The sequence below is a fragment of the Aquiflexum gelatinilyticum genome (assembly GCF_024741135.1).
Taxonomy (GTDB): domain Bacteria; phylum Bacteroidota; class Bacteroidia; order Cytophagales; family Cyclobacteriaceae; genus Cognataquiflexum; species Cognataquiflexum gelatinilyticum.
On record NZ_JANSUY010000013.1, the window covers coordinates 204637 to 226159 of the forward strand.

Below are 21523 nucleotides of genomic sequence, written 5' to 3' on the forward strand. Positions count from 1 at the left end.
AGAGAAGATTTATTTATACCAAGATTGGTTAATCAAAATTAATTAAATTCGAAAATGAAATATTCAGACTGGTTATCCATTATTGCAATTGCAGTTTCATTAATTTCAGCTTTGATAGCAAAAAGAGCAAATAAGATTAGCAAAGATTCTTATGAAATCTCAAAAAGAGCAGAGGAAAGAGAATTGAAAAAGGAAGAAAGAAAAATTATTTTGAAAGTTTGGCCAAATAGTTTATTCAGAAAATTTAAACATGAAGAAATTTTAAATTTCCTTCTTTTTAATGTTCAAATCAAAAATCATTCTGCTAAACCAATCAAACTAAAATTTTATAAAATCAAATTATTAGAGAGTGATATTATAATTGATTCAACAACAAGGAAATATAATATATCTGATCCCTATATTCTGCCAGAAAAAATTATTGAAGAAAGTAAGGAACTAAGATTACTTAATAATATTCCCTATTCCCGATTAATTGGGTTAAAATTAAACTTACATGCTGAAGATACCATGGACAATTTTTATAAATCTGAAACTTGGATAATTAAACAATCTGATTTAAAATGAAAAAATTTAAACTGGGAAAACACTTTGGTTTATTCTATTTTTCTATATCCCTTCATAATCTCTAAAACCTCTTCTTTTGGCAAAGCCTTTACTTCTCTCCCCTCTTTTCCGATCATATCTTCCGCTGCAAAAAGTGAATTGATGATAGCTTCTTCTGTTGCTTCGATGGTGGCTAGAAAAAGTGCACTCATGTCATCATTTTGCAAGTAAGTGGGTTTTTGGAGTTCAAGGGATGGGGAATTATGAGAAATCAAGTTGCCGGGATAATTGGAAAAAGCAATCACATAATCTCCCGAACCATTGGAGGCGATTCCTCCTGTTTTGGCTAATCCCATCATGGCCCTTTGTGCGATTCTTTTCAGGTTCCTTTCATTGACAGGTGCATCGGTTGCCACGACGATCATGTAGGATCCGTCAACAGAAGACATATGGTCCATAAAACTGTATTTGCCTAATTCCACCCCTATCGGAACCCCGTCAATCTGCAAAACCCCACCGAAATTGGTTTGCACCAAAACCCCAACCGTGTATCCACCCAATGATTCGGGCAATTTCCGAGAGGAAGTTCCGATCCCGCCCTTGAATCCAAAACATACCGTACCTGTTCCTGCTCCGACATTTCCCTCCAAAACTTTATCTTCTTTGGCATTTGTAATGGCTGCAAGCACATCTTCCGTTTTCACATGTCGTCCTCGTATATCATTAAGGTATCCATCATTGGTCTCCCCGACGACTGCATTCACCGATTGTACATTTTCATTTCCGGGTTGCGACAAAGTATATGCTACCACTCCTTCGATCCCTGCTGCTACACCCAAGGTATTGGTCAGGATGATGGGGGATTCAATATTTCCCAATTCTTCGATTTGGGTAGTTCCTGCAAGTTTGCCAAATCCATTTCCCACAAATACAGCTGCAGGAACTTTTGATTGAAAGAGATTGCCTTGATGTGGAATAATTGCTGTCACGCCTGTTCTTACATTTTCTCCATTGATTAGTGTGGTTTCTCCGACTTTCACCCCTGCCACATCTGTGATGGCGTTTTGTGGACCGGATTGCATCACTCCAATACGTATCCCTAGGTCACGGGGTCTTGATTGTCCAAAGGCGAGTGATTGTGACATCATATATATAAGGATAATGGAGATCGAAATTCTATTTTTCAAAATACAGGATTTTAGGATTTGTCATATTCAATCAAAGCCATTTCAGGATTCCTTTGACCAGTTTCTTTTTGACCAAAGTAAAAGGAGGAAACAAGGGATTGACAGCAGCTGAACCTACTCGCTGCTTCAGGACGGCTTTTTCATTGCTGAATGCCAAGAACCCAAAATGTCCGTGAGATTTGCCAAGGCCGCTGTTATTGACACCGCCAAAAGGAAGTTCCCGGTGAAGAAAATGTACGGCACAGTCATTGGCTAATGCCGCCCCTGAGGAAGTCTCATTGAAAATGGCATTGATTTTTTTGTAATTCTTGGAGAACACATAAAAAGCCAAGGGCTTGGGTTGTTGGTTGACTATCATGATCGCGCCATCTAGATTGTCATAAGTCACCACGGGAAGAATCGGTCCAAAGATTTCCTCTTGGAGGACTTTCATTTCCCAAGTGACATGGGAAAGAATGGTGGGTTCAATGTAGTTTTCCTGACCGTTTGAGTTACCACCAAATTCGATTTTTGCTCCTTTCAAATTGGCATCGGAAAGAATATGCTGTATCCTTTTAAAATGGCTTTCATTCACAATTCTGGAATAGTCCTTTGAACCCTCAATTCCATTTTTATTGGAGCCATACATTTTTTCAATGCTTTTTTTCATTTCTTCGACAAAGGCATCTTTCAACCTCTCAGGGATCAAAATATAATCCGGGGCTATGCAGGTCTGCCCACAATTGAGGAATTTGGTAGCCGTGATTTTATCAGCAGTATCCTTAAGGTCGGCATCATCCAAAATCAAAACAGGTGATTTTCCCCCCAATTCTAATGTGACTGATGTCAGGTGTTCAGCGGCAGCTTTCATTACTATTTTGCCTACTGCCGGGCTTCCGGTAAAAAATATATGGTCGAATGGCTTAGACAAAAGCATCTGTGAGATTTCCACACCCCCTTCGATGACTTCCACTGTATGTGTATCAAAGATTTCGGCCATCATTCTTCTTAGCAAAGCAGATGTATGGGGCGTCATCTCAGAAGGTTTGATGATGACAGGGCATCCTGCCGCAACCGCTGATACCAAAGGACCTACAGCTAGGTTGAAAGCATAATTCCAAGGAGCAATGATCAAGCTTACTCCTTTTGGTTCATATTGAACGTATGCTTTTGTACCAAGGAAAATCAAGGGAGTTCCCACTTTTTTCGGTTTCATCCAATGTTCAAGATGCTTGATTGCATGGTTGATTTCAATCAATACAGGAAAAATCTCCGTCACATCAATTTCCGGATAAGGCTTTTGGTAATCGGCATGGACAGCTTTTCGGATATCTTCCTGATTTTTATTGATCCATTCAAGTAATCTTTTCAAAAGTGCAATCCGCTGTGAAGCAGTGCTATTCCGAAGCTTAATCGCCTGTTGCTTTTGAATCAAGAAAATATCCTCTAGCCGGGAATCTATTAATTCAAGTTCTTGGGTTTGTTGCATGGTCCTTGGCTTTAATATCTATCAATTTCAGAGAACGAATCCGAAAAAACAAATCTTTTTTGGCTACGTAAAATAAGCCAAAATAAACAATGATTATGCAATGGAGCTTGGAAAGGATTGTTCCTCAATTCAGTTTGGGAGACAATCAGAGGCTGGAGATTATAAAAAAATACCTTCAGCAATTGAAAGATGAAAAAAAGACAAAAAGGAAAAGGGGTTGATCACCCCTTTTTTATTTTTCAATTTTTAATGACTAACAGAAATTTAAGCGTTTAGTAAACATATAAATGCATAAAAATGCATTTTATAAAATATTTATTGAAAATCATTAGGAAATGAAAATCAAATAATTGTATTTTTACAGCAGTTAAATGGTAATAACAACACCCTTGTCACCCATTTCGCATAATTCAGGCTTTATCTATCTCAACTGCCTACCCATTTTGTTTACTTTAATATCTCGCTATGATTACATTATTTACAATCTCCAAGAAAGAAAACCGTAGCTGTTTGTTTTTGGTTTTTACACTAATCCTCTTGTCGTTTACTCAAGTTCATGCTCAAAAAGCACTTTTGCTTGAAGAATTCATGAAACAAGAAGGAGAGAATAACACAGATTTGTTAAAGAGTCTTGTGTATGATAATGTTGCTACAGTTATTCTAACTGATTCAAAGACACAACTTATCGGAGAGGGTTTTCCTCAAAAAGTTTCTTCAAACACAAATTCCCTTTCGTCTTTAAAGTCAGGAAACAATATTTTTCGAACTGTCAAGCTTTTGCAGATCAACTTGAACCATGAATCGGAAAAGTCCGCTTTAAGAATTAATATCAGTGAATTGGAAGGTTTTTCAAATCTCGTCTACATTCTTATCAACTCTGAAGTGCCATTGACATCTGAAGAGGTCGAAAAGATGGTAACCGGAAATGAAGAAGGCGATGTCATTCTTTTATTCCAAGTCAATTCTAATTTTTAATCTTAAAACAGAAAAACCATGAAAGCATTTTTCCAATATTCATTCAAAAAAGCGCTCTTGACCAACTTGTTTTTGATCTTGTTGACAGGCGTTTTCTCGGGAAAGATTTCAGCTCAGACTGACAATAGGGTTCCATTCAAACATAGAGTAGGAAATCCGGCACCTGAAAACAACATATTCAAACTCAGGGGTGATTTTACCATTATTGGTAATACCAATTTAACTCTTTTAGACCAAAATGAAGTCAACAATTCAAACAACCAAATGATCTATGTTGATGTTGACAACAATCAAAATACTGTAAATTCCTCATCTTCAACTTTGGTTTTTTCAAGAGAAAACAATGCTGACCCAAATTGTTCCGAAATAATTTATGCAGGGCTTTACTGGTCTGGAAGGGCAAATCCAGATTTGGGAATGAATTTCGATGTTGCCATAGGCACAGAAAACGGAGCTCCGGTAACTGTCAGCAACAAAGTTCAAATTGCTATGCACACCAATCCTATAGCTTTTTCCTTTTATACTTTGACAGTTGGAAGGAATGGAAGTGAAACCAACCGATACCCTCGTTTTTCTTTTACTTCGAAAAAAGGCGGGGATACCTATCAATTTGAATTTTCCAATAACAATAATAATCCTGCCAGATACAGGATCGGAACAAGTGGTCCAATGACGACCCTTTCCAATCAAACTGTAAGTACAGACGGAAATATCAGAACGGTAACCTTTGATCCAATCACTATCACTGATGGAGAAGTTACTTTGAAGATAGATAGATTGCAGAGAATTATCTCCAGAACTGAAGAAGTAGCCGCTTATCAAACAGAAGAGAATTTTGCTAGAATAACTGCTGATGGGGTATTTATTCCTGAAATCGTGAAAACCGTTAATCTTGACAAAAGAAAAATTAGAATCAAAGGTCCTTCATCTTCTGATTACCAGGAAATCACTGCTGCTGAAAATGACATCCTCTATCCTGCCGGTGAATTGGATGATATGTATGTTGGTTATGCCGATATAACACAATATATTAAAAATCAAGGTATTGGAGAATATACTGTTGCCAACGTGGCACTTACTGAAGGAAACGGTGGTAGAGTAGGATATTTCGGACATTGGGGAATAGTAGTTGTATATGAAAACTCCAAAATGAACTGGAGAGATGTAACTGTTTTTGATGGATACTCCTACCTAAAAGCTATAGGTGATCCTGCTCATGTGGATGGTACCCTAGCAATAGAAGGATTTAAAGCGGTCCCAAACGGACCAGTAAATCTGAAACTTGGAGTTATGGTCGGCGAGGGTGAAAGAGGTTTTACTGGTGATTACCTTGAAATTCGAAATGCAGCAGATACCGAGTGGGTGAGGTTGAATCATGCCCTTAATGAAACAAACAATTTCTTCAACTCTTCAATCTACACTCCAGTAAGCGACAATAATGGAAATTTAATTGCAAACCCAAGAAATCCTCAATTTGACAATAATACAGGTATTGATATAGCCATGTGGAATGTCCCAAACCCAGATAATTCTATCATTGCAAATGGACAGACCTCTACAGTTTTTAGATATGGGTCCAGAAATGATTCCTATAATATCTACTCCATTGCTTTCTCAGTGGATGCTTATGTTCCGGATATACAAGGTTTAAATCAGATTGCTACCATCAATGGTGAACCTGCAACGGAAAATCCTACTGTTCAACCGGGTCAGGAAATTGAATACACGTTAGATATCAGAAATCTAGGTACTGAAGAAATTGAAAATGGAAAAGTGATTATACCGATTCCATTTACCTCAACTTTTGTTGATGCCGATTTTGAAGTTTTCTTTACCTCAAACACTGTAAAGGCTCCATATTTTGATCCTAACCTAGGTGCCACAGGTTCAATTGTTTGGGAGTTGGGAGAATTGCCACTTTTGGAAGATATCAATTCTATATTAGCAAGAATTACCTTTAAGTTAAAAGCGACTGAAGATTGTCTAATTCTTTCAAATCCTAATTGTGACGCTTTCATTTCTGTTGGGGGTTCAATTTCCGGAAAAGGAAAAATATCACAAAGTGAGTTTAGTGGTATCCAACTTACCCAAGGTTTTTTGGACGGAGATTGTGAAGGTGAACCCATCCAGACTCCACTTATTATCCCTATTGTTGGTGCCACAGAATGGGCGAATTCAAATTGCGGAGAGGTAGATTTGTTTGACAGTTTCTCATTCTGCAATATCAATCCTGAAGAGGGTATTCCTTTCAACAGCATTGCTATTTCATTCCCTGTAGGAATCAGATTCTTTGATGGCATAGATCCAAACAAGTCTAATGAATTCACGGCTTCAAATCCTTTCCCGGCTACAAGTGGTACCTACTTTGGTATTCCTGTGAATTCAAGCAATTGTATTTTCGAATTTAAAATTGAAGTTTCAATCGTTACCACGAGCCCAACTGTGGCTGAGGGAGCTGTTTACAATTATTGCCAAGGACAAGAAATTCCTAATCTAAATACCTTGATCAATCCAAGTAATCTTGGTGGCGAAAGTGAATATGATGTGTTTTTCTTTACCCAAGCCGAAGGAGGAGAAGCATTGCAAGGATATCAGATTGATTCCAATGATACTGGAACAGTTCAAATTTGGGTTGCAGAAGGCTCATCCTCAGACTGTACAGGTCCAAGAGTTTTGGTAACTGTAAATGTCAATACTTGCTCTATAATATTCGAAAAGTCAGGCAAATTGGTCGATGAAGATGGTAATAATATCACAAATGCGGGAGACAAAATTGTATACACTTTCACTGTAACCAATACCGGAAATGTAGACTATACCAATATTACGCTTGTAGATCCTAAAGTAACGGTAGTGGGAGGCCCTATTGAGATTTTAGCCCCAGGAGCTACAGACAGTACTACATTCACAGCTGAATATATTTTGACCCAAGAGGACATCGACTTTGGTTCTTTTACAAACGTAGCTACAGTTAAAGGTGACTTTGCAGAAAATGAAATTGAAGTTTCTGACGATGATGTTCAAGTTTTTGAGAAGATAGAGTCCATTGCAGTAAGTAAATCCACAGAAACTGAAACATTCAATGAAGTTGGCCAGATAATTTCCTATACCATTACAGTTACCAATACCGGAAATACAACTTTAACCAATATTTCTGTGGTGGATCCACTAACAGGAATGGATGAAATTATCCCAAGCTTATCTCCAGGTCAGACCGTATCATTCCAAACTACATATACTGTAAAAGTGGAAGACCTTATATCAGGTACCATTCTAAATACTGTTTTGGTTTCAACTACAGGTTCTGATGGAGATGAGGTAGACTCAACTGATTCGGTAACTATCGTGGGATCCAAGAATGAGATTATTGCCAACGATGACGAATTTGGAACACATGCTTTGGATTTCGGCGGTGTATTGGGCAATATCCTTTCTAATGATTTGCTTAATGGACAACCCGTAACACCTGATAATGTCAACTTTGAGTTCGTTGAACTTGATGGCATCATCGGTCTATTGACTACAGGAGATGGTGAATTGAGCCTTATCCCCGGCGTAAATGAAGCTAGGGAATACAGACTGAAGTATATCCTGACAGAATCCCTGAATCCAACCAACAGCGATGAAGCTTTTGTGACTTTCAGATTGGTCAATTCAGAGGTAGACATGAGCATCACAAAAACTTCAAACAATGCCGAAATTTTTGAAGGCGATGAATTCGAATACCAAATTGATGTAACCAATTCAAGCAGCTTTGATGCAACAAATGTAGTGGTGGTGGATGATCTTCCAAACGGAATCACCTATGTAAGCTCTCGCTTTATTTCTACATCCACGGACATCAACGTGTCCACAGACTTGACCGGAACAAAGCTAACCTACACCATTCCTTATTTCCCTGCCAATTCAAAATTGACTATTCATGTCAAGGTAAAAGCCAACGCATTGATCAACGGAAGTCCATTGAGTATTGTAAACAGGGTAACGGTGGTTTCTGATGAAGATGATACCAATCCTGACAACAATGCCGCAGAAGATTCAAACGAAATCAATCTATTCTTTATCCCAAATGTAATCACGCCAAATAATGATGGGAAAAATGACAGATTTGTCATCAAAGGATCCCAAAAATTTGCAAAAAGGGAAATTGTAATCCTCAACAGATTTGGTGATCACCTTTATGAAAACAGCAATTATGACAATGATTGGAGTGCAGAAGGTATAGTTGGTGGTACTTACTTCTTTGTGTTCAGAGGAACAGATTCTGAAGGTAAAGTACACGAGTTCAAAGGTTGGATCCAGGTTATCAAAAAGTAAATCTCGCTGAAAATGAAAAGATACCATAAAATATTTGGACTCTCCCTACTGTTAGCCATCTTGGCTGTTCAGTCAGGAAATGGACAGCAGCTGCCACAGTTCAGCCAATATATTTTCAATGGATTGCATATCAATCCAGGATATGCGGGATATAAAAACCAAGGATACATACAAAGTACATACAGGAATCAGTGGGTAAATCTTGAGGGAGCTCCACGGACATTTACGATTACAGCGGATTTGAGTGCAAATGAAGGAATGATGGGATTTGGTGTATCAGTGCTGTCAGATCAGATCGGGCCTACAAGGACAACCACCGGATTACTAACTTATTCCTACAGAATCCAAACAGGCAAAGAATCTTTTCTTGCCCTTGGAGCAAGCGCTGGGGTGTCTGAATATCAACTAGACGGAAACATGCTCAATCCAATCGATCAGGATGACGTGGAAATACCTGCCGGAATCAACAACCTATATAGCCCAAACATGAACGTGGGTCTATTTTATCACAATACCAGATTCTATGCAGGATTAAGTGCTTTCAATATGATTGGAAAGAATTCCTTGGAAAGACAGGATATTTCTCTTTCTCTTCACGACTTACATTTCTTCCTGACTGCGGGTGCAATGGTCCCAATCACAGATGCAATTGAATTCAAACCTTCTTTTTTGATCAAAGAGGTTAAAGGTTCTCCGACCAACCTTGACCTAAATGGGATGTTCCTTTTCATGAACCGGCTATGGTTGGGGGCGTCTTACAGGACAAATATTCATATCTGGAATGACAACCTTGAAAGTGATATCAGTAGAAGAAACGCTGTGGCATTTATAGTTGAAGTTTTTGCCACAGATAAAGTAAGATTCGGGTATGCATATGATCAAACATTAAATGCTCTACAAAATTCCAGAAATAATTCTCATGAGTTTTCTGTTGGATTTTATTTATCCCCTAGGAAAGTCACAATGAAAAATCCAAGATGGTTCTGATCATGAGAAGAATATTTTGCCTCATTTCCCTGATTTTACTAGTCGGAATTCCTCCGATCCATTCCAATGCACAGAATAGACTTTTGCGCTATGCAGATAAACAAAAAGATTTGGAGAATTTCCAGCATGCAGCAGAAATATACGAACAGGCATATAACAGAAATCCAAAAATAACTACAGCAAGAAATGCTGCAGAAGCTTACAGCCAAATCCAAGAGTATGATAAATCTTTTGCTTGGTGGGAAAAAGTAATCACAAATCCAGAGGCTGAAAGGTCGGATTATTCCAAATACCTGAATGCTGCAATAAAAGTCGGAAAAGCAGACCAAATTGACGGAATGCTTAAAGGCTCTTCCTTTGATGAGAGTGACTTTCCTGAGTTGGACTTTGATCTGATCAGAAGCATGTCCTCAAAGAAGGTCAATGTCAAATTAGTCCAAGCAAATGGAATCAACAGCGACGGGTCCGATTTTGGACTGCAAGTAGATAAGAATGGCTCCAAGTTCTTCTCAAGCGATAGAGGTAGTGTTATCCCTACAAACAAAAAAGGTATCCGGTTGGATGCAAAAAGTAATCTTTACAATTCCGAAAAAAGCAGCTTTAATGACAGGTCTTTCTTTGGAATCTATAAATTTGATAAGGACAGCACACTTTCAAAATTGGTGTCGGATCTCCCTGAAGCCCTCCACATCAGTGATCCAAGCTTGATGGAAAGCCAAAATATCGTTTTCTATTCTGTAATAAGAGATGTCAATAAAATCAAAGGAAGCAGAGAATTTACCCTTCATTCGGAAATTTTCTACAGCATAATCGGATCGGATGGAACATTATCTTCTTCTAAACCCTTTCCTCTAAATAATTTCACTGAATATGGTGTTTTGAATCCTTTTGTAGACGAGGAGAATCAAAGAATTTACTTTGTATCTGACATGGAAGGAGGGGTAGGCGGCTTTGATATCTATTATGTCACTTATGATGGGGACCTTAACTTTAGTGAACCTGTTAACCTTGGCAAAGAAATCAATACTCCAAAAAACGAACGATACCCATCTGTTAATGGATCCACTTTTTATTTTGCATCTAATGGACATCCTGGTTTGGGAGGTATGGATATCTTCAAAGCAGACATTTCCTCCTCTGGATTCAGTAATATCCAAAACATGGGATTGCCTTACAATTCTCCCAGAGATGATTTTGGGTACATTGTTACCAAAGATGGTAAAAGATACCTGAGTTCTGATAGAGTTGGCGGAATGGGATTAGATGACATTTACCTGATAGAGGTTCTGTTCAAGAAATTGATTGCAAGGGTAATCGATTGTGATGACAAGATCATCAGCGAGTCATTCAATACGGCTTTAGTCAATAAAGAAGGTGGGGAAATGATGACCTCAATCAGAAATGAAAAGGGTGAAATTTTGGCCGATTTAGAACCTGAAAGTAATTTTAATCTTAAAATCAGTAAAAAAGGATATTTTAGCATCTATGACAGTACACTTTCTACCATTGGTTTGGAAGATGATGTTTTGGAAAGAGAATATAAACTTGTCAAGATACCTTATAATCTCCCTGTCATGGTGGATATCGTGTACTATGATCTTGACAAAGCTAAAATCAGGAAAGATGCAGAACCGGTTCTCAACAAAATCGCAGAACTGATGGCCAAATATGACTTCCTTGACTTAGCCGTGGCCTCTCATACGGACTCCAGGGCTTCTGACAAGTACAACATGTTATTGAGTGAAAAGCGTGCCGAAGCAGTTAAAAATTACCTTTCACAATTTGGAATACCTGAAAACAGGGTTAGAATTGATTGGTATGGTAAAGAAAAATTAACCAATGATTGTGGTGACGGTATACCTTGTCCTGAGTTGAAGCATCAATTGAATAGAAGAAGTGAATTGGTCTTGGAAGCATTCAGCGATTCAAACAAAGAATATGATTTACCAGCATCTTTGCTAGGGAAGGATCTTTGCGACGAAAACTCTCTGTTTGAGGAAATTCAAAATGAAATGAACTCGATTCCTGTGGTTTACTTTGACTTTGACAAATCTACCATCAGAGCCGTGCATGAGAAAGATTTGGAAAAGGTAGGACTGACGATGAAAAAACTGAAAAACCTTCAACTTTATATTGCCGGCCATACTGACCAAAGAGGAAATGAAGATTATAACCTGAAGCTGGCAGAAAGAAGAGCCAAAGCAGTTTTAGAATACCTGGTCCAACGTGGTGTAGAATCCAATAGAATAGAATTCAAGTGGTTTGGAAAATCGCAACCAATCAATGACTGCAATACAATACCCTGTACTGAAAATATGCATCAGTTAAACAGGCGTACAGAACTTCACCTTAAGGGTAATTAATAATTCAAGATTTTATTTTTTAAACTTGCGAGATAGATAAGTAAAAATGGCCTCCTTCTGGGAGGTCCTTTTTTTTGCCTCCTTTTGGAATGTTGATTCCATAATATGAGACTTAGGTCCTGTTTATACCTTTATTCTTTCTGTTTTCTGTCAAAATTTAAACCCAATGCGACCTGATTTTATATTTGGAAAATATTCTCAAATTCGATCATAAGAATACCACATTTCGTTTTTCAGAGGGAAAAGATGAATATGATTGATCCCCATTATCAAAAAGGAAGCCAAAAAAAATTAAACTTTCACTTCAAATCAAAAAAAAACCGGGAAGGCATAGCTTCCCGGATAGTGAAATCTTTATAATAGGGCGAAGGTCAAGGATTTACTTTGGCAACAAGTTTTTGATTTGAATCAATATAAGGTATAGCAGCTATCTGTCTCATTTTTTCCATTTTTACCTGTTCAAATGCCATCCTGTTTTCCTGTGAAATTGGGTCCGATGGTGGAATTTTTTCTTTCAACCAATCTTCCTGTTTGCCGTTTTTCCAAAATCTGAAACAAAGATGCGGTCCGGTCGCCAATCCGGTACTCCCTACATATCCGATTACTTCACCTTGTTTAACTCTTGACCCAGGCTTCATTCCTTTTGCAATTTTGGACATGTGAAGATACTGTGTGGTGTAAGTTCCGTTGTGTTTGATTTTTACAAAATTTCCATTTGCCCCTGTATACCTGGCTTCTAAAACTGTACCATCACCAACTGACCTGATTTCTGTACCGGTCGGGGCCGCATAATCAGTTCCTAAGTGTGCTTTATATCTTTTTTGGACGGGATGAAACCTATTGAGGTTATACCTGGAACTGATCCTTGAATACTTAAGCGGATCTCTCAAAAATGCTTTTTTGAAACTGTTGCCTTCCTGATCGAAAAATGTTCTTTCGCCATTTTGTTCAAATGGAATAGCATGATAAGGAACTCCCATATGCTCAAAATATGCCACTTCGATATCTCCTATTCCTATCACAGTGCCTTCTACTACTTTTTCAGAATATGATACCTTGAATTTGTCACCCTTTTGAAGCCTTTGAAAATCAACCGCCCAACCATACAAATCGGCAAATTGGTCAATCAAGTCAGGACCAATCCCTATTTCGGTCATGTTTACATATAGATTGCTACTGATGGTTCCTCCGATTTCTACTTTGCGGAATTCAACAGGTTTTTCTTCTTTGTACACTTCACCTTCATCCAATTTGAAAACCACAAACTCAGCGGGATTGGGTTCGTAGATAAAAAATTGAGCCAATGCGGTGTCTTTGGAAGAGAGCACGGTAAATTTTTTGTTAAAAGAAATCTTTCTAACGTCAAATATGTCCTTCGATTTTCTGGCGATTTCGTCAATGATTTGATAAGGGACATTGAATGGAGCCAAAATAGTTGACAATGTTTGGTTCTTACCGACTACGCCCTCTACCACATCCAATTCATTAACATTGATACCATAGAGAATCTGATCTTCTTTCTTCTGTTCTACCAATTCAATTTTTTCTTGGGTAATCTCAGGTTCATTTTTTTGCTTTTGACTAAAATAGTACACAGTGCCAAAAACCAGCAAAGTCGAGATAGTAAAAGTTAATTTTTTGTTCATGTTTAGAGGGGTGAAATATCGTACTCTCCCAAATAAATTTAAATTTGGTTCAAAATCCAAATTATTTACAACTTTTCAAGTCATAATTAATATTTTGACTATACTAATCAACGTGAAGTACAATTTGGTATTTCATATAAATGCCATTTTTTTGTTTTTCATCTCGCTGATATTGTAGAAAATCCAACCAAACATCTGTTTTTTTGCCAAATAAAAAGTTTTTTCAAACTTCTTGATCATTTTAGAATTGTCCCCAAGCTTTGTTTATCTTTGTCCACTTCAAAAAATACCATTCATTATCATGCTTAGAACACATACTTGCGGAGAATTAAGGATACAAGATGTACATCAAAAAGTAACCCTTTCGGGTTGGGTGCAGCGGGTCAGGAATAAAGGCGGATTGATTTGGGTAGACTTAAGAGACCGATATGGCGTTACCCAACTGATTTTTGAAGAGGGATCCTCTGACAAATCGCTACTTGAAAAAGCCGCCTCTTTAGGAAGGGAATTTGTAGTCCAAGCCAAAGGAACTGTTCTGGAAAGAACTTCCAAAAATGACAAAATGAGTACCGGGGATATTGAAATCAAAGTTGATTCACTTGAAATTTTGAACCCATCCAAAGTTCCTCCCTTCATCATCGAGGACGAAACAGACGGCGGCGATGAATTGAGAATGAAATACCGATATCTTGACCTGAGAAGAAATGTGGTCAGGGAAAAACTCCAACTCAGGCACCGCATGATGCAGGAGACAAGAAAATATATGGATGGACAGGACTTTATCGAAGTGGAAACGCCTGTTTTGATCAAATCCACTCCTGAAGGGGCAAGGGATTTTGTTGTTCCAAGCCGTGTCAACCCTGGAGAATTTTATGCTTTGCCTCAATCTCCACAGACTTTCAAGCAATTGCTGATGGTGAGTGGTTTTGACAGGTATTTTCAGATCGTCAAATGTTTCAGAGATGAAGATTTGAGGGCGGACAGACAGCCTGAGTTTACCCAGATAGACTGCGAAATGTCTTTCGTAAGTCAGGAAGATATCCTTAATACTTTTGAAGGTTTGACTAAGCACCTTTTCGCAAATGTGAAAGGTGTACAATTGGAAGAAGTCAAAAGAATGACCTACGCCGAAGCAATGAGTGGTTATGGCAATGACAAACCGGATTTGAGGTTTGACATGAAATTTGTAGAACTCAATGACGTCGCTCAAGGAAAAGGTTTTTCCATTTTTGATCAGGCAGAGCTTGTCGTAGGAATCTGTGCTAAAGGCGCAGGTGAATACACTAGAAAGCAACTTGATGAATTGACCAATTGGGTGAAGAGACCACAGATCGGAGCCAAAGGATTGGTATATGTCAAATGCAACGAAGACGGAACTTTCAAGTCAACTGTAGATAAATTCTATTCCAATGAGGATCTGATAGCTTGGGCCGAAAAGATGGGTGCTGAGGCTGGAGATCTGATTTTGGTTTTGAGTGGCGATGCAAAATCGACAAGAAAACAACTATCAGAACTCAGGCTGAAAATGGGTGAAGAACTCGGATTGAGGGATAGAAATGTGTTCAAGCCACTTTGGGTGGTTGACTTTCCATTGCTCGAATGGGACGAGGAGACCAACAGATTTCATGCCATGCACCATCCATTTACTTCTCCAAAGAAAGAAGATATTCCGCTTTTGGAAACTGATCCGGGTTCCGTTCGGGCAAATGCCTATGACCTTGTCATCAATGGTGTTGAAATCGGAGGTGGGTCGATCAGGATCCATGATAGGACGACACAGCAATTGATGTTCAAGCACCTTGGGTTTTCTGAAGCTGAAGCGCAAAAGCAATTTGGATTTTTGATGGAAGCGTTTGAATTTGGAGCACCGCCACACGGAGGCATTGCCTTTGGATTTGACAGGCTTTGTGCCATTTTTGGTGGATCAGATTCCATCAGGGATTATATCGCCTTCCCAAAAAACAACTCCGGCAGGGATGTCATGATCGATTCACCAAGTACGATTTCTGATGAACAGCTGACAGAACTCTCCATCAAGGTCTCATTGTCAGAGAAAAAATAAAACTCAAAAATCCCGGTTGAAAAATCGGGATTTTTTATTTCTTGATTAAGAGCTATTAGATATGGATGTTTGAAGCGACTAGAATCAATTTTAAATTTTTGAACATAGCCTCAATCGAAATATTTCAAATCTAAACAATAAGAAATGCTTGATCAAACCCAAAAATTACATAATTGATCTTGATTGACTATGACATTCAACTTAAGGGTTAATTCTTAAGGGACCAGATAAGAATACACATTTTCCAAATCATATTTCTTTCGTCTTACATTTATTGAAATGGATTCATACAAATTTGGTTTAGAACGTTTGGCTTTGAACACTATTTTCGTTTTTTCCCAAGCAACTACTTCCACATCAAAATAAGGTTCATCCGCAAACCTTACCATTTTGATATCTGAATCCAAATAATCCCCTAAAATTGTAACTTCTCCTTCTATACTTACCTTTTGGTTTTCAATCAAATTGAAAATAGGTTCTCTGAATTTGGCAGGCCATTCGGTCTGAATGTTCTTTCCGCTGATATCAAAACTGAACCGGATGAATCCATTCTCTTTGATATAATAAGTTGAAAACATAGAAGGCAAGATTGCCCGGAAATAGTCCTCTTTAATATCTAATATTGTCAATTTACTTTCAGTAGATCCATCTGCAGAAATAAAAAAATTAGCGGGATTCTTACTAATATTTCGTCCAAAAAAAGTTAGGGTATCCCCAAAATAAATCTCAGAAGGTCCTACAATCCTATCTAAGATAAAACCAACTGTTCCGCGAGAAACAAAGGCAACAAAAGGTGAAAACACCACAGTATCAGCAGTCATAGCAAAAGCAACAACATTATACTGTTTTCCGTAAAGCATCGAGTGCGTTGCTTTCAATTTAAATTCTTTCCCCGGCTTTCCTTTTTTACTCACCCAATCGGCATTTTCAAAGTCCAAATCATCAGAATCCGAATAAAAAAAGCCATATTCTAAAATCGGCTGAATCCCGAAATCAATAAATTGCGCAGAAAATTCAACAAAGAGGTTGGAACTAGCATCTACATTTGTTATTAAAATTTTAGGTCCGATACTAACTCGGGGCTCTTCCTTTTCACAAGCTATGAATAAACAAGAAAGTGGAAAAAGAAAAAATAGAAAATAACGATTCTTCATAATTAAGTTTTAGGTAAAGGTATAGAATAAAACAATAAGTTCACTGTCATTAATTTTTTAAAATAATCACTTGAGAATTTTCGTGAAGGCACTTCAATTATTCCAAATCAAGAAAAAATGCACTTAAAATCCGATATCAATTAGCTTTAAATTAATGCAGGTTTTTTTCTAAAAAAATTGCCTAATTATATATTTCCTAAAGTAGAAAAAAGTAGTTTTCTTTGGTAAAAAACAATTTCATGGTCTTACTTCGTTTTCCTACTATTCTAATCATATTATTGTTTTGGATAGGATTGGCCTGTACCACCGAAGAACCTGCTGATTTATTACCTCAGGAAGCATTTAGCATTTTTCCTGAAACTGGGACTTTTGGTGATACAATTAGAATGCGGTTAACCAATTTAGATCCGGAGCAGATTGACTTCTACACGATACTTTTTGGTGAAGAATATACAAATATCATCAAAATTGAGCCAAATGAAATCTCGTTCATCGTCCCAGAAGCCTTAAAATCAGGAAATTCTAGCATTCAAGTAATAGGATTTAATTTCAGATATACATCCCGAAAGTCTTTCAAATTGACTCCACCTGAGATCATTTCCTATAACATGTGTACTTTTACTGAGGATACGGTTAAAATTGAGGGGAAGCACTTCAATCCAAATTGGTCGAGAATGGAAGTCTTTTTCAATGGAGAACCGGCAAAACTTGTTGGAGGTAATAGGACAATGCTGCAGGTAATAATACCTGTTGTTCCTTTTCCAGAAGCAAAAGCTTCGATAAAATTGGGAATGGCCGACTATCAAGTCATTGGCAAAGAAGAAATTTGCATTAAAGATAAATGGCTAATGGTCTCAAATGATGCACCTGATAATTTCGTGAATTACACAGGTAGCTTTGTGATCGGATCAAAGGCCTATTTCCTCCTTCTAAAGGATGCACCAGAACAAAATGAACTTATGGTTTTCGAAACAAAAACCTTAAACTGGGAAAGTAAACAGTTAGAGGTTCCATTGTTAGCAACCAGTAATGTAACAGGAAGTTCGGAAAAAGGATATTTATATACCCAATCAGAGAATAATAACTTTTGGGAATATGACCCAAATATTGACTTATGGACCAAACGAAAAAAATTCCCTGGAAAGAATCGTGATTTTTCCGTAATGTTTTCTGTGGGTAAATACATTTTTTTAGGTTTGGGTAATGATCAAAATACACCTTGGGAGCCTAATTTTTCCGATTTTTATAGGTATGACCCAATCCAAGATGATTGGGAAGAAATGGAGGATCTTGATTTTGGCCCATCTTCACCCAAGTTAAAAATGGCCTGCACAGTTGTAGGAGATAAAATAATCCTAAGTGGAGGAGGTAGTTTTGGGGTTTGGATGTACGATAGCACTAAAAATTCATGGGATAGAAAAAATGATTTCCCTATGGCCTTAAGTTTTACTTCAGGGTTTTCATTCAATGACCAGGGATTTGTAACGTTAGGTAGGCAAGTTTGGAAATATAATTTTCAGGATGACTCTTGGACCGAAGTAGACGAAGTGGGATTTTCATATAGATATCGGTCTTTTGCCTTTACAATAGAAGGTAAAGCATATATTGGTGGCGGCGACGCTATTCCTCCGACCATTTGGGGAAACCCGACAAGAAATGTTTATCGATATGATCGCCCTAGTTTCTAACTAGATCAAGAGAAAATCCAGATATATTTATGTGTAGTTAAGCAAATAAATTTTGAATTATTTTTGTTTTCTACTTTAAACCTCAGTTATGAGCCGATGTATGTAACTTCTCCCTTTTATCAAAATTCCTAATTATAATTAAAGGAATCTAATCCCCATTCAACCTAAATTTTATCCGATCAAAATTTTGCTTGATTTATACTTAAACTTTTTGACTTGGGACAATGTCTAAGCTGGGATATTTAAACTATTTCCCATGAAGATTTCTACTTTCAAAGCATTTTTCCTTTGCTTGCTTTTTATTTATTCTTTTGATTCCCAAGCCCAAAGACCCGAAGGAAGAACACAGAATCTCATCCTCAAAGGCCGAGTCATCGAAGGAGCTACAAAAGGACCAATGGTCGGTGCCAATGTGGTCATCAAGACGGTTACAGACTCGGTTTTGGTGAATACAGTAACAGGAGCAGACGGGACTTTTGAAATCAGCAGGCCAAGAATCCCATCTGTCCTGATTGAAGTTACTTTTTTGGGATTTGTAAAAATCAGCAAAACCCACAACAGAGGTGATGGTCTAGACCTCGGAACCTTGGTCTTATTGGAAGACAGCAAGCTCCTAGGCGAGGTTTTGATAGAAGGTCAGGTGGTAGTAGGAGAAGTTAAGGGCGATACGACATCATTCAATGCCAATGCTTTCAAAACAAGGGAAAACGGAGATGCCGAAGATTTGGTCAGAAAGCTTCCCGGAGTCACCATCCAAAATGGTGAAATCCAGGCTAAAGGCGAGCAGGTACAAAAAGTTTTGGTGGATGGCCGGGAATTTTTTGGAAGTGATCCGTTCCTTGCTTTGCGAAATCTACCTGCGGATGTCATCGACCGCGTCGAGATATTGGATCAAAGGTCCGATCAATCCAGACTTACAGGATTTGATGACGGGAATTATTCAAGGACTATCAATATCGTTACCAGACCGGATAAAAACACGGGCCAGTTTGGAAGGTTATACGCCGGTGCGGGCACACAGGACAGATATGCTGCAGGGGGCAATTTCAATTATTTCAAAGGCAACAAAAGAATCTCCATCATTGGTTTGTTCAATAACATCAACCAACAGAATTTCTCCTCTCAGGATTTAGTCGGGGTCAATGCCTCAAGTCAGGGTGGCGGAAATAGGGGCGGCGGCGGCGGACGCCCCGGGGGTCAGGGCTGGGGAGGTGGAAACAATAATTTTCTAGTCGGGCAAGACCAAGGTATCATCACAACAAACAGTGTAGGCTTGAATTACAGTGATAAATTCGGTAAAAAAATCAACTTCACAGGAAGCTATTTTTTCAATTCAACCAAGAATAATCTATTTAAACTTACCAATAGGGAAACAATTTTGTCTGAGACCACGAGGCAATTTTATGAGGAAAATTTACTCAACACCATCACAAACAACAACCACCGCATCAATGGGAGGATAGAATATGACCTCAATCCAAAAAACGCCATCATCATTACCCCTTCCCTAAATTTCCAGAGCAACAATACTTACAACGACCGTGATGGGCTCAACCTTTCAGGCACATTGGATCCCTTGAGTAGCTCAAGAACAAAATCCAATGCCACCACGGACGGCTATAACCTGGCAAACAATTTTGTCTATCGGTACAAATTTGACAAACAGGGAAGGACAATTTCCACTACTGTCTACACTGCTTGGACCAAAAGAGACCAATATTCTGACCTAGTTGCCGCCAACCGGGATTTCATCAGAGATATCCGCGATACTATCAACCAAGAGACATTCGGACTTTCGGATGGCTTCAACTACCGGGCAACTTTACAATTCACGGAACCGGTCACAGAAAAATCGCTATTGACCATGTCTTACCAAGTGGGCAACAACAAAACTACTTCTGACCAAAAGACATTCAGCTTGATACCGGAAGCTGGCATTATGGTACTTGATACTGCATTGAGCAACCAATTCAACAACAAATTTATCGTCCAAAGACCAAGTGTAGGGTACAGCTATAGGTTTGAAAAATGGAATGTCAATGCCAACCTTGATTACCAATATGCGGTGCAGGACAATGAAAGCTTTTTTCCTAGAGAAGAACTTTTCAACCGCTCCTTCACCAATTTTCTTCCTGGTCTGAATGCCAATTATAGAAACCAAGAAAAAGGTACCTCTTTCAGGTTGCGGTATAGGACAAACACACAGGAACCAAGTGTAAATCAGCTTCAAAATGTAATCAACAACCAAAACCCTTTGCAGCTTTTAGTGGGAAATCCTAACCTTGGACAGTCATTCAGCCACAATGCCTTTATCAATTACTCCAAAATCAACTTAGCCAGATCAAAAACCTTCTTCACATTCATCTCCCTAAACCTGACTGAAGATTTTATTGGTACCAATACTTTTATTGCGCAATCCGATACCTTGATCAATGATCAAGTATTATTAAAACCCGGTGGGCAAATCAGTCGTCCGGAGAATTTTTCGGGTAATTTCAGGTCACGCTTATTTGTCACCTATGGCACCCCGATCAAAAGCTGGAAATCCCAGTTCAATCTGAATTCATCGGTTTCCTACAACAGGACGCCGGGGATGATCAATGGACAAAAAAATGCCAATGACAACATTGATTTGAGCCAAGGCTTGACCCTGACAAGTAACATCAGTAAAGACCTAGATTTTTCCGTTTCTACTACAGGGATTTATACCATTGTCAACAGTAGTTTACAATCCAATTTGGACCAGAATTACTATATCCAATCTTCCAATTTCAGATTCTACTATTCTCCAAACAAAGGGAAATTATTCATTTCCAATGTGGTCAACAATTCTTTATATAGAGGTCTTTCTCCCACTTTGGACCAATCAGTTTGGCTCTGGAATATTGAAGCCGGATATAGGTTTACCAAAGACAACAAAGCAGAACTGAAGCTTACAGTTTTTGATCTGCTCAACCAGAACAATGCCATCGGTAGGACCGTGTCAGATGTTTCCATTGAGGATACATTCACAAGGGTCCTAACCAGATATGGCCTGATTACCTTTTCCTATAATATTGGCAACTTCAAACCCCAAGCCGAAAGCCCTCAGCAGGGAAGACCCGGCGGTGGCGGTGGCAGGACTTGGTAA

Annotated in this window: 12 protein-coding genes; 8 read left to right on the forward strand and 4 right to left on the reverse strand. The window is 38.4% G+C overall.

Annotated features, from left to right (window positions below):
• Positions 1-54: 54 nt before the first annotated feature.
• Entirely contained in the window at positions 55-567 is a 513-nt protein-coding gene (locus NU887_RS14680; protein ID WP_258424135.1) for a hypothetical protein, read from the forward strand.
• A gap of 29 nt (positions 568-596) precedes the next feature.
• On the opposite strand, the gene NU887_RS14685 is transcribed toward NU887_RS14680, so the two are convergent.
• Complete coding sequence (locus tag NU887_RS14685) at positions 597-1694, reverse strand: P1 family peptidase (protein WP_258424161.1); 1098 nt, start codon at positions 1692-1694, stop codon at positions 597-599.
• Between the two features lie 70 nt (positions 1695-1764).
• The gene (locus NU887_RS14690; protein ID WP_258424136.1) at positions 1765-3201 is read right to left on the reverse strand and encodes an aldehyde dehydrogenase family protein; all 1437 of its coding nucleotides are present in this window, start codon (positions 3199-3201) and stop codon (positions 1765-1767) included.
• 465 nt (positions 3202-3666) lie between these two features.
• Between NU887_RS14690 and NU887_RS14695 the strand changes: the two genes are divergently transcribed.
• From NU887_RS14695 to NU887_RS14710, 4 genes are read left to right on the forward strand one after another with little or no spacing between them, the layout of a single operon-like run.
• Complete coding sequence (locus tag NU887_RS14695; RefSeq protein WP_258424137.1) at positions 3667-4176, forward strand: hypothetical protein; 510 nt, start codon at positions 3667-3669, stop codon at positions 4174-4176.
• A gap of 18 nt (positions 4177-4194) precedes the next feature.
• Complete coding sequence (locus NU887_RS14700) at positions 4195-8493, forward strand: DUF7507 domain-containing protein (RefSeq protein WP_258424138.1); 4299 nt, start codon at positions 4195-4197, stop codon at positions 8491-8493.
• A gap of 12 nt (positions 8494-8505) precedes the next feature.
• Positions 8506-9480 carry a PorP/SprF family type IX secretion system membrane protein gene (locus tag NU887_RS14705; protein ID WP_258424139.1) on the forward strand — a complete coding sequence of 325 codons (975 nt, stop codon included), beginning with the start codon at positions 8506-8508 and terminating at the stop codon, positions 9478-9480.
• A gap of 2 nt (positions 9481-9482) precedes the next feature.
• Complete coding sequence (locus NU887_RS14710; protein ID WP_258424140.1) at positions 9483-11843, forward strand: OmpA family protein; 2361 nt, start codon at positions 9483-9485, stop codon at positions 11841-11843.
• Positions 11844-12214: 371 nt separating this feature from the next.
• Here NU887_RS14710 and NU887_RS14715 read toward each other — a convergent pair whose 3' ends face one another.
• Positions 12215-13489 carry a peptidoglycan DD-metalloendopeptidase family protein gene (locus tag NU887_RS14715; RefSeq protein WP_258424141.1) on the reverse strand — a complete coding sequence of 425 codons (1275 nt, stop codon included), beginning with the start codon at positions 13487-13489 and terminating at the stop codon, positions 12215-12217.
• 301 nt (positions 13490-13790) lie between these two features.
• Between NU887_RS14715 and aspS the strand changes: the two genes are divergently transcribed.
• On the forward strand, positions 13791-15551 hold the full coding sequence (gene aspS / locus NU887_RS14720; RefSeq protein WP_258424142.1) for an aspartate--tRNA ligase: 1761 nt from the start codon (positions 13791-13793) through the stop codon (positions 15549-15551).
• Positions 15552-15766: 215 nt separating this feature from the next.
• Here aspS and NU887_RS14725 read toward each other — a convergent pair whose 3' ends face one another.
• A complete protein-coding gene (locus NU887_RS14725) occupies positions 15767-16705 on the reverse strand; it encodes a hypothetical protein (protein ID WP_258424143.1) in 939 nt (312 codons plus the stop codon).
• Positions 16706-17379: 674 nt separating this feature from the next.
• Here NU887_RS14725 and NU887_RS14730 point away from each other — a divergent pair.
• Positions 17380-18393, forward strand: coding sequence for a Kelch repeat-containing protein (locus tag NU887_RS14730; protein WP_258424144.1), 1014 nt, complete (start codon positions 17380-17382; stop codon positions 18391-18393).
• A 256-nt stretch (positions 18394-18649) separates the two neighbouring features.
• Positions 18650-21523, forward strand: coding sequence for an outer membrane beta-barrel protein (locus tag NU887_RS14735; protein ID WP_258424145.1), 2874 nt, complete (start codon positions 18650-18652; stop codon positions 21521-21523).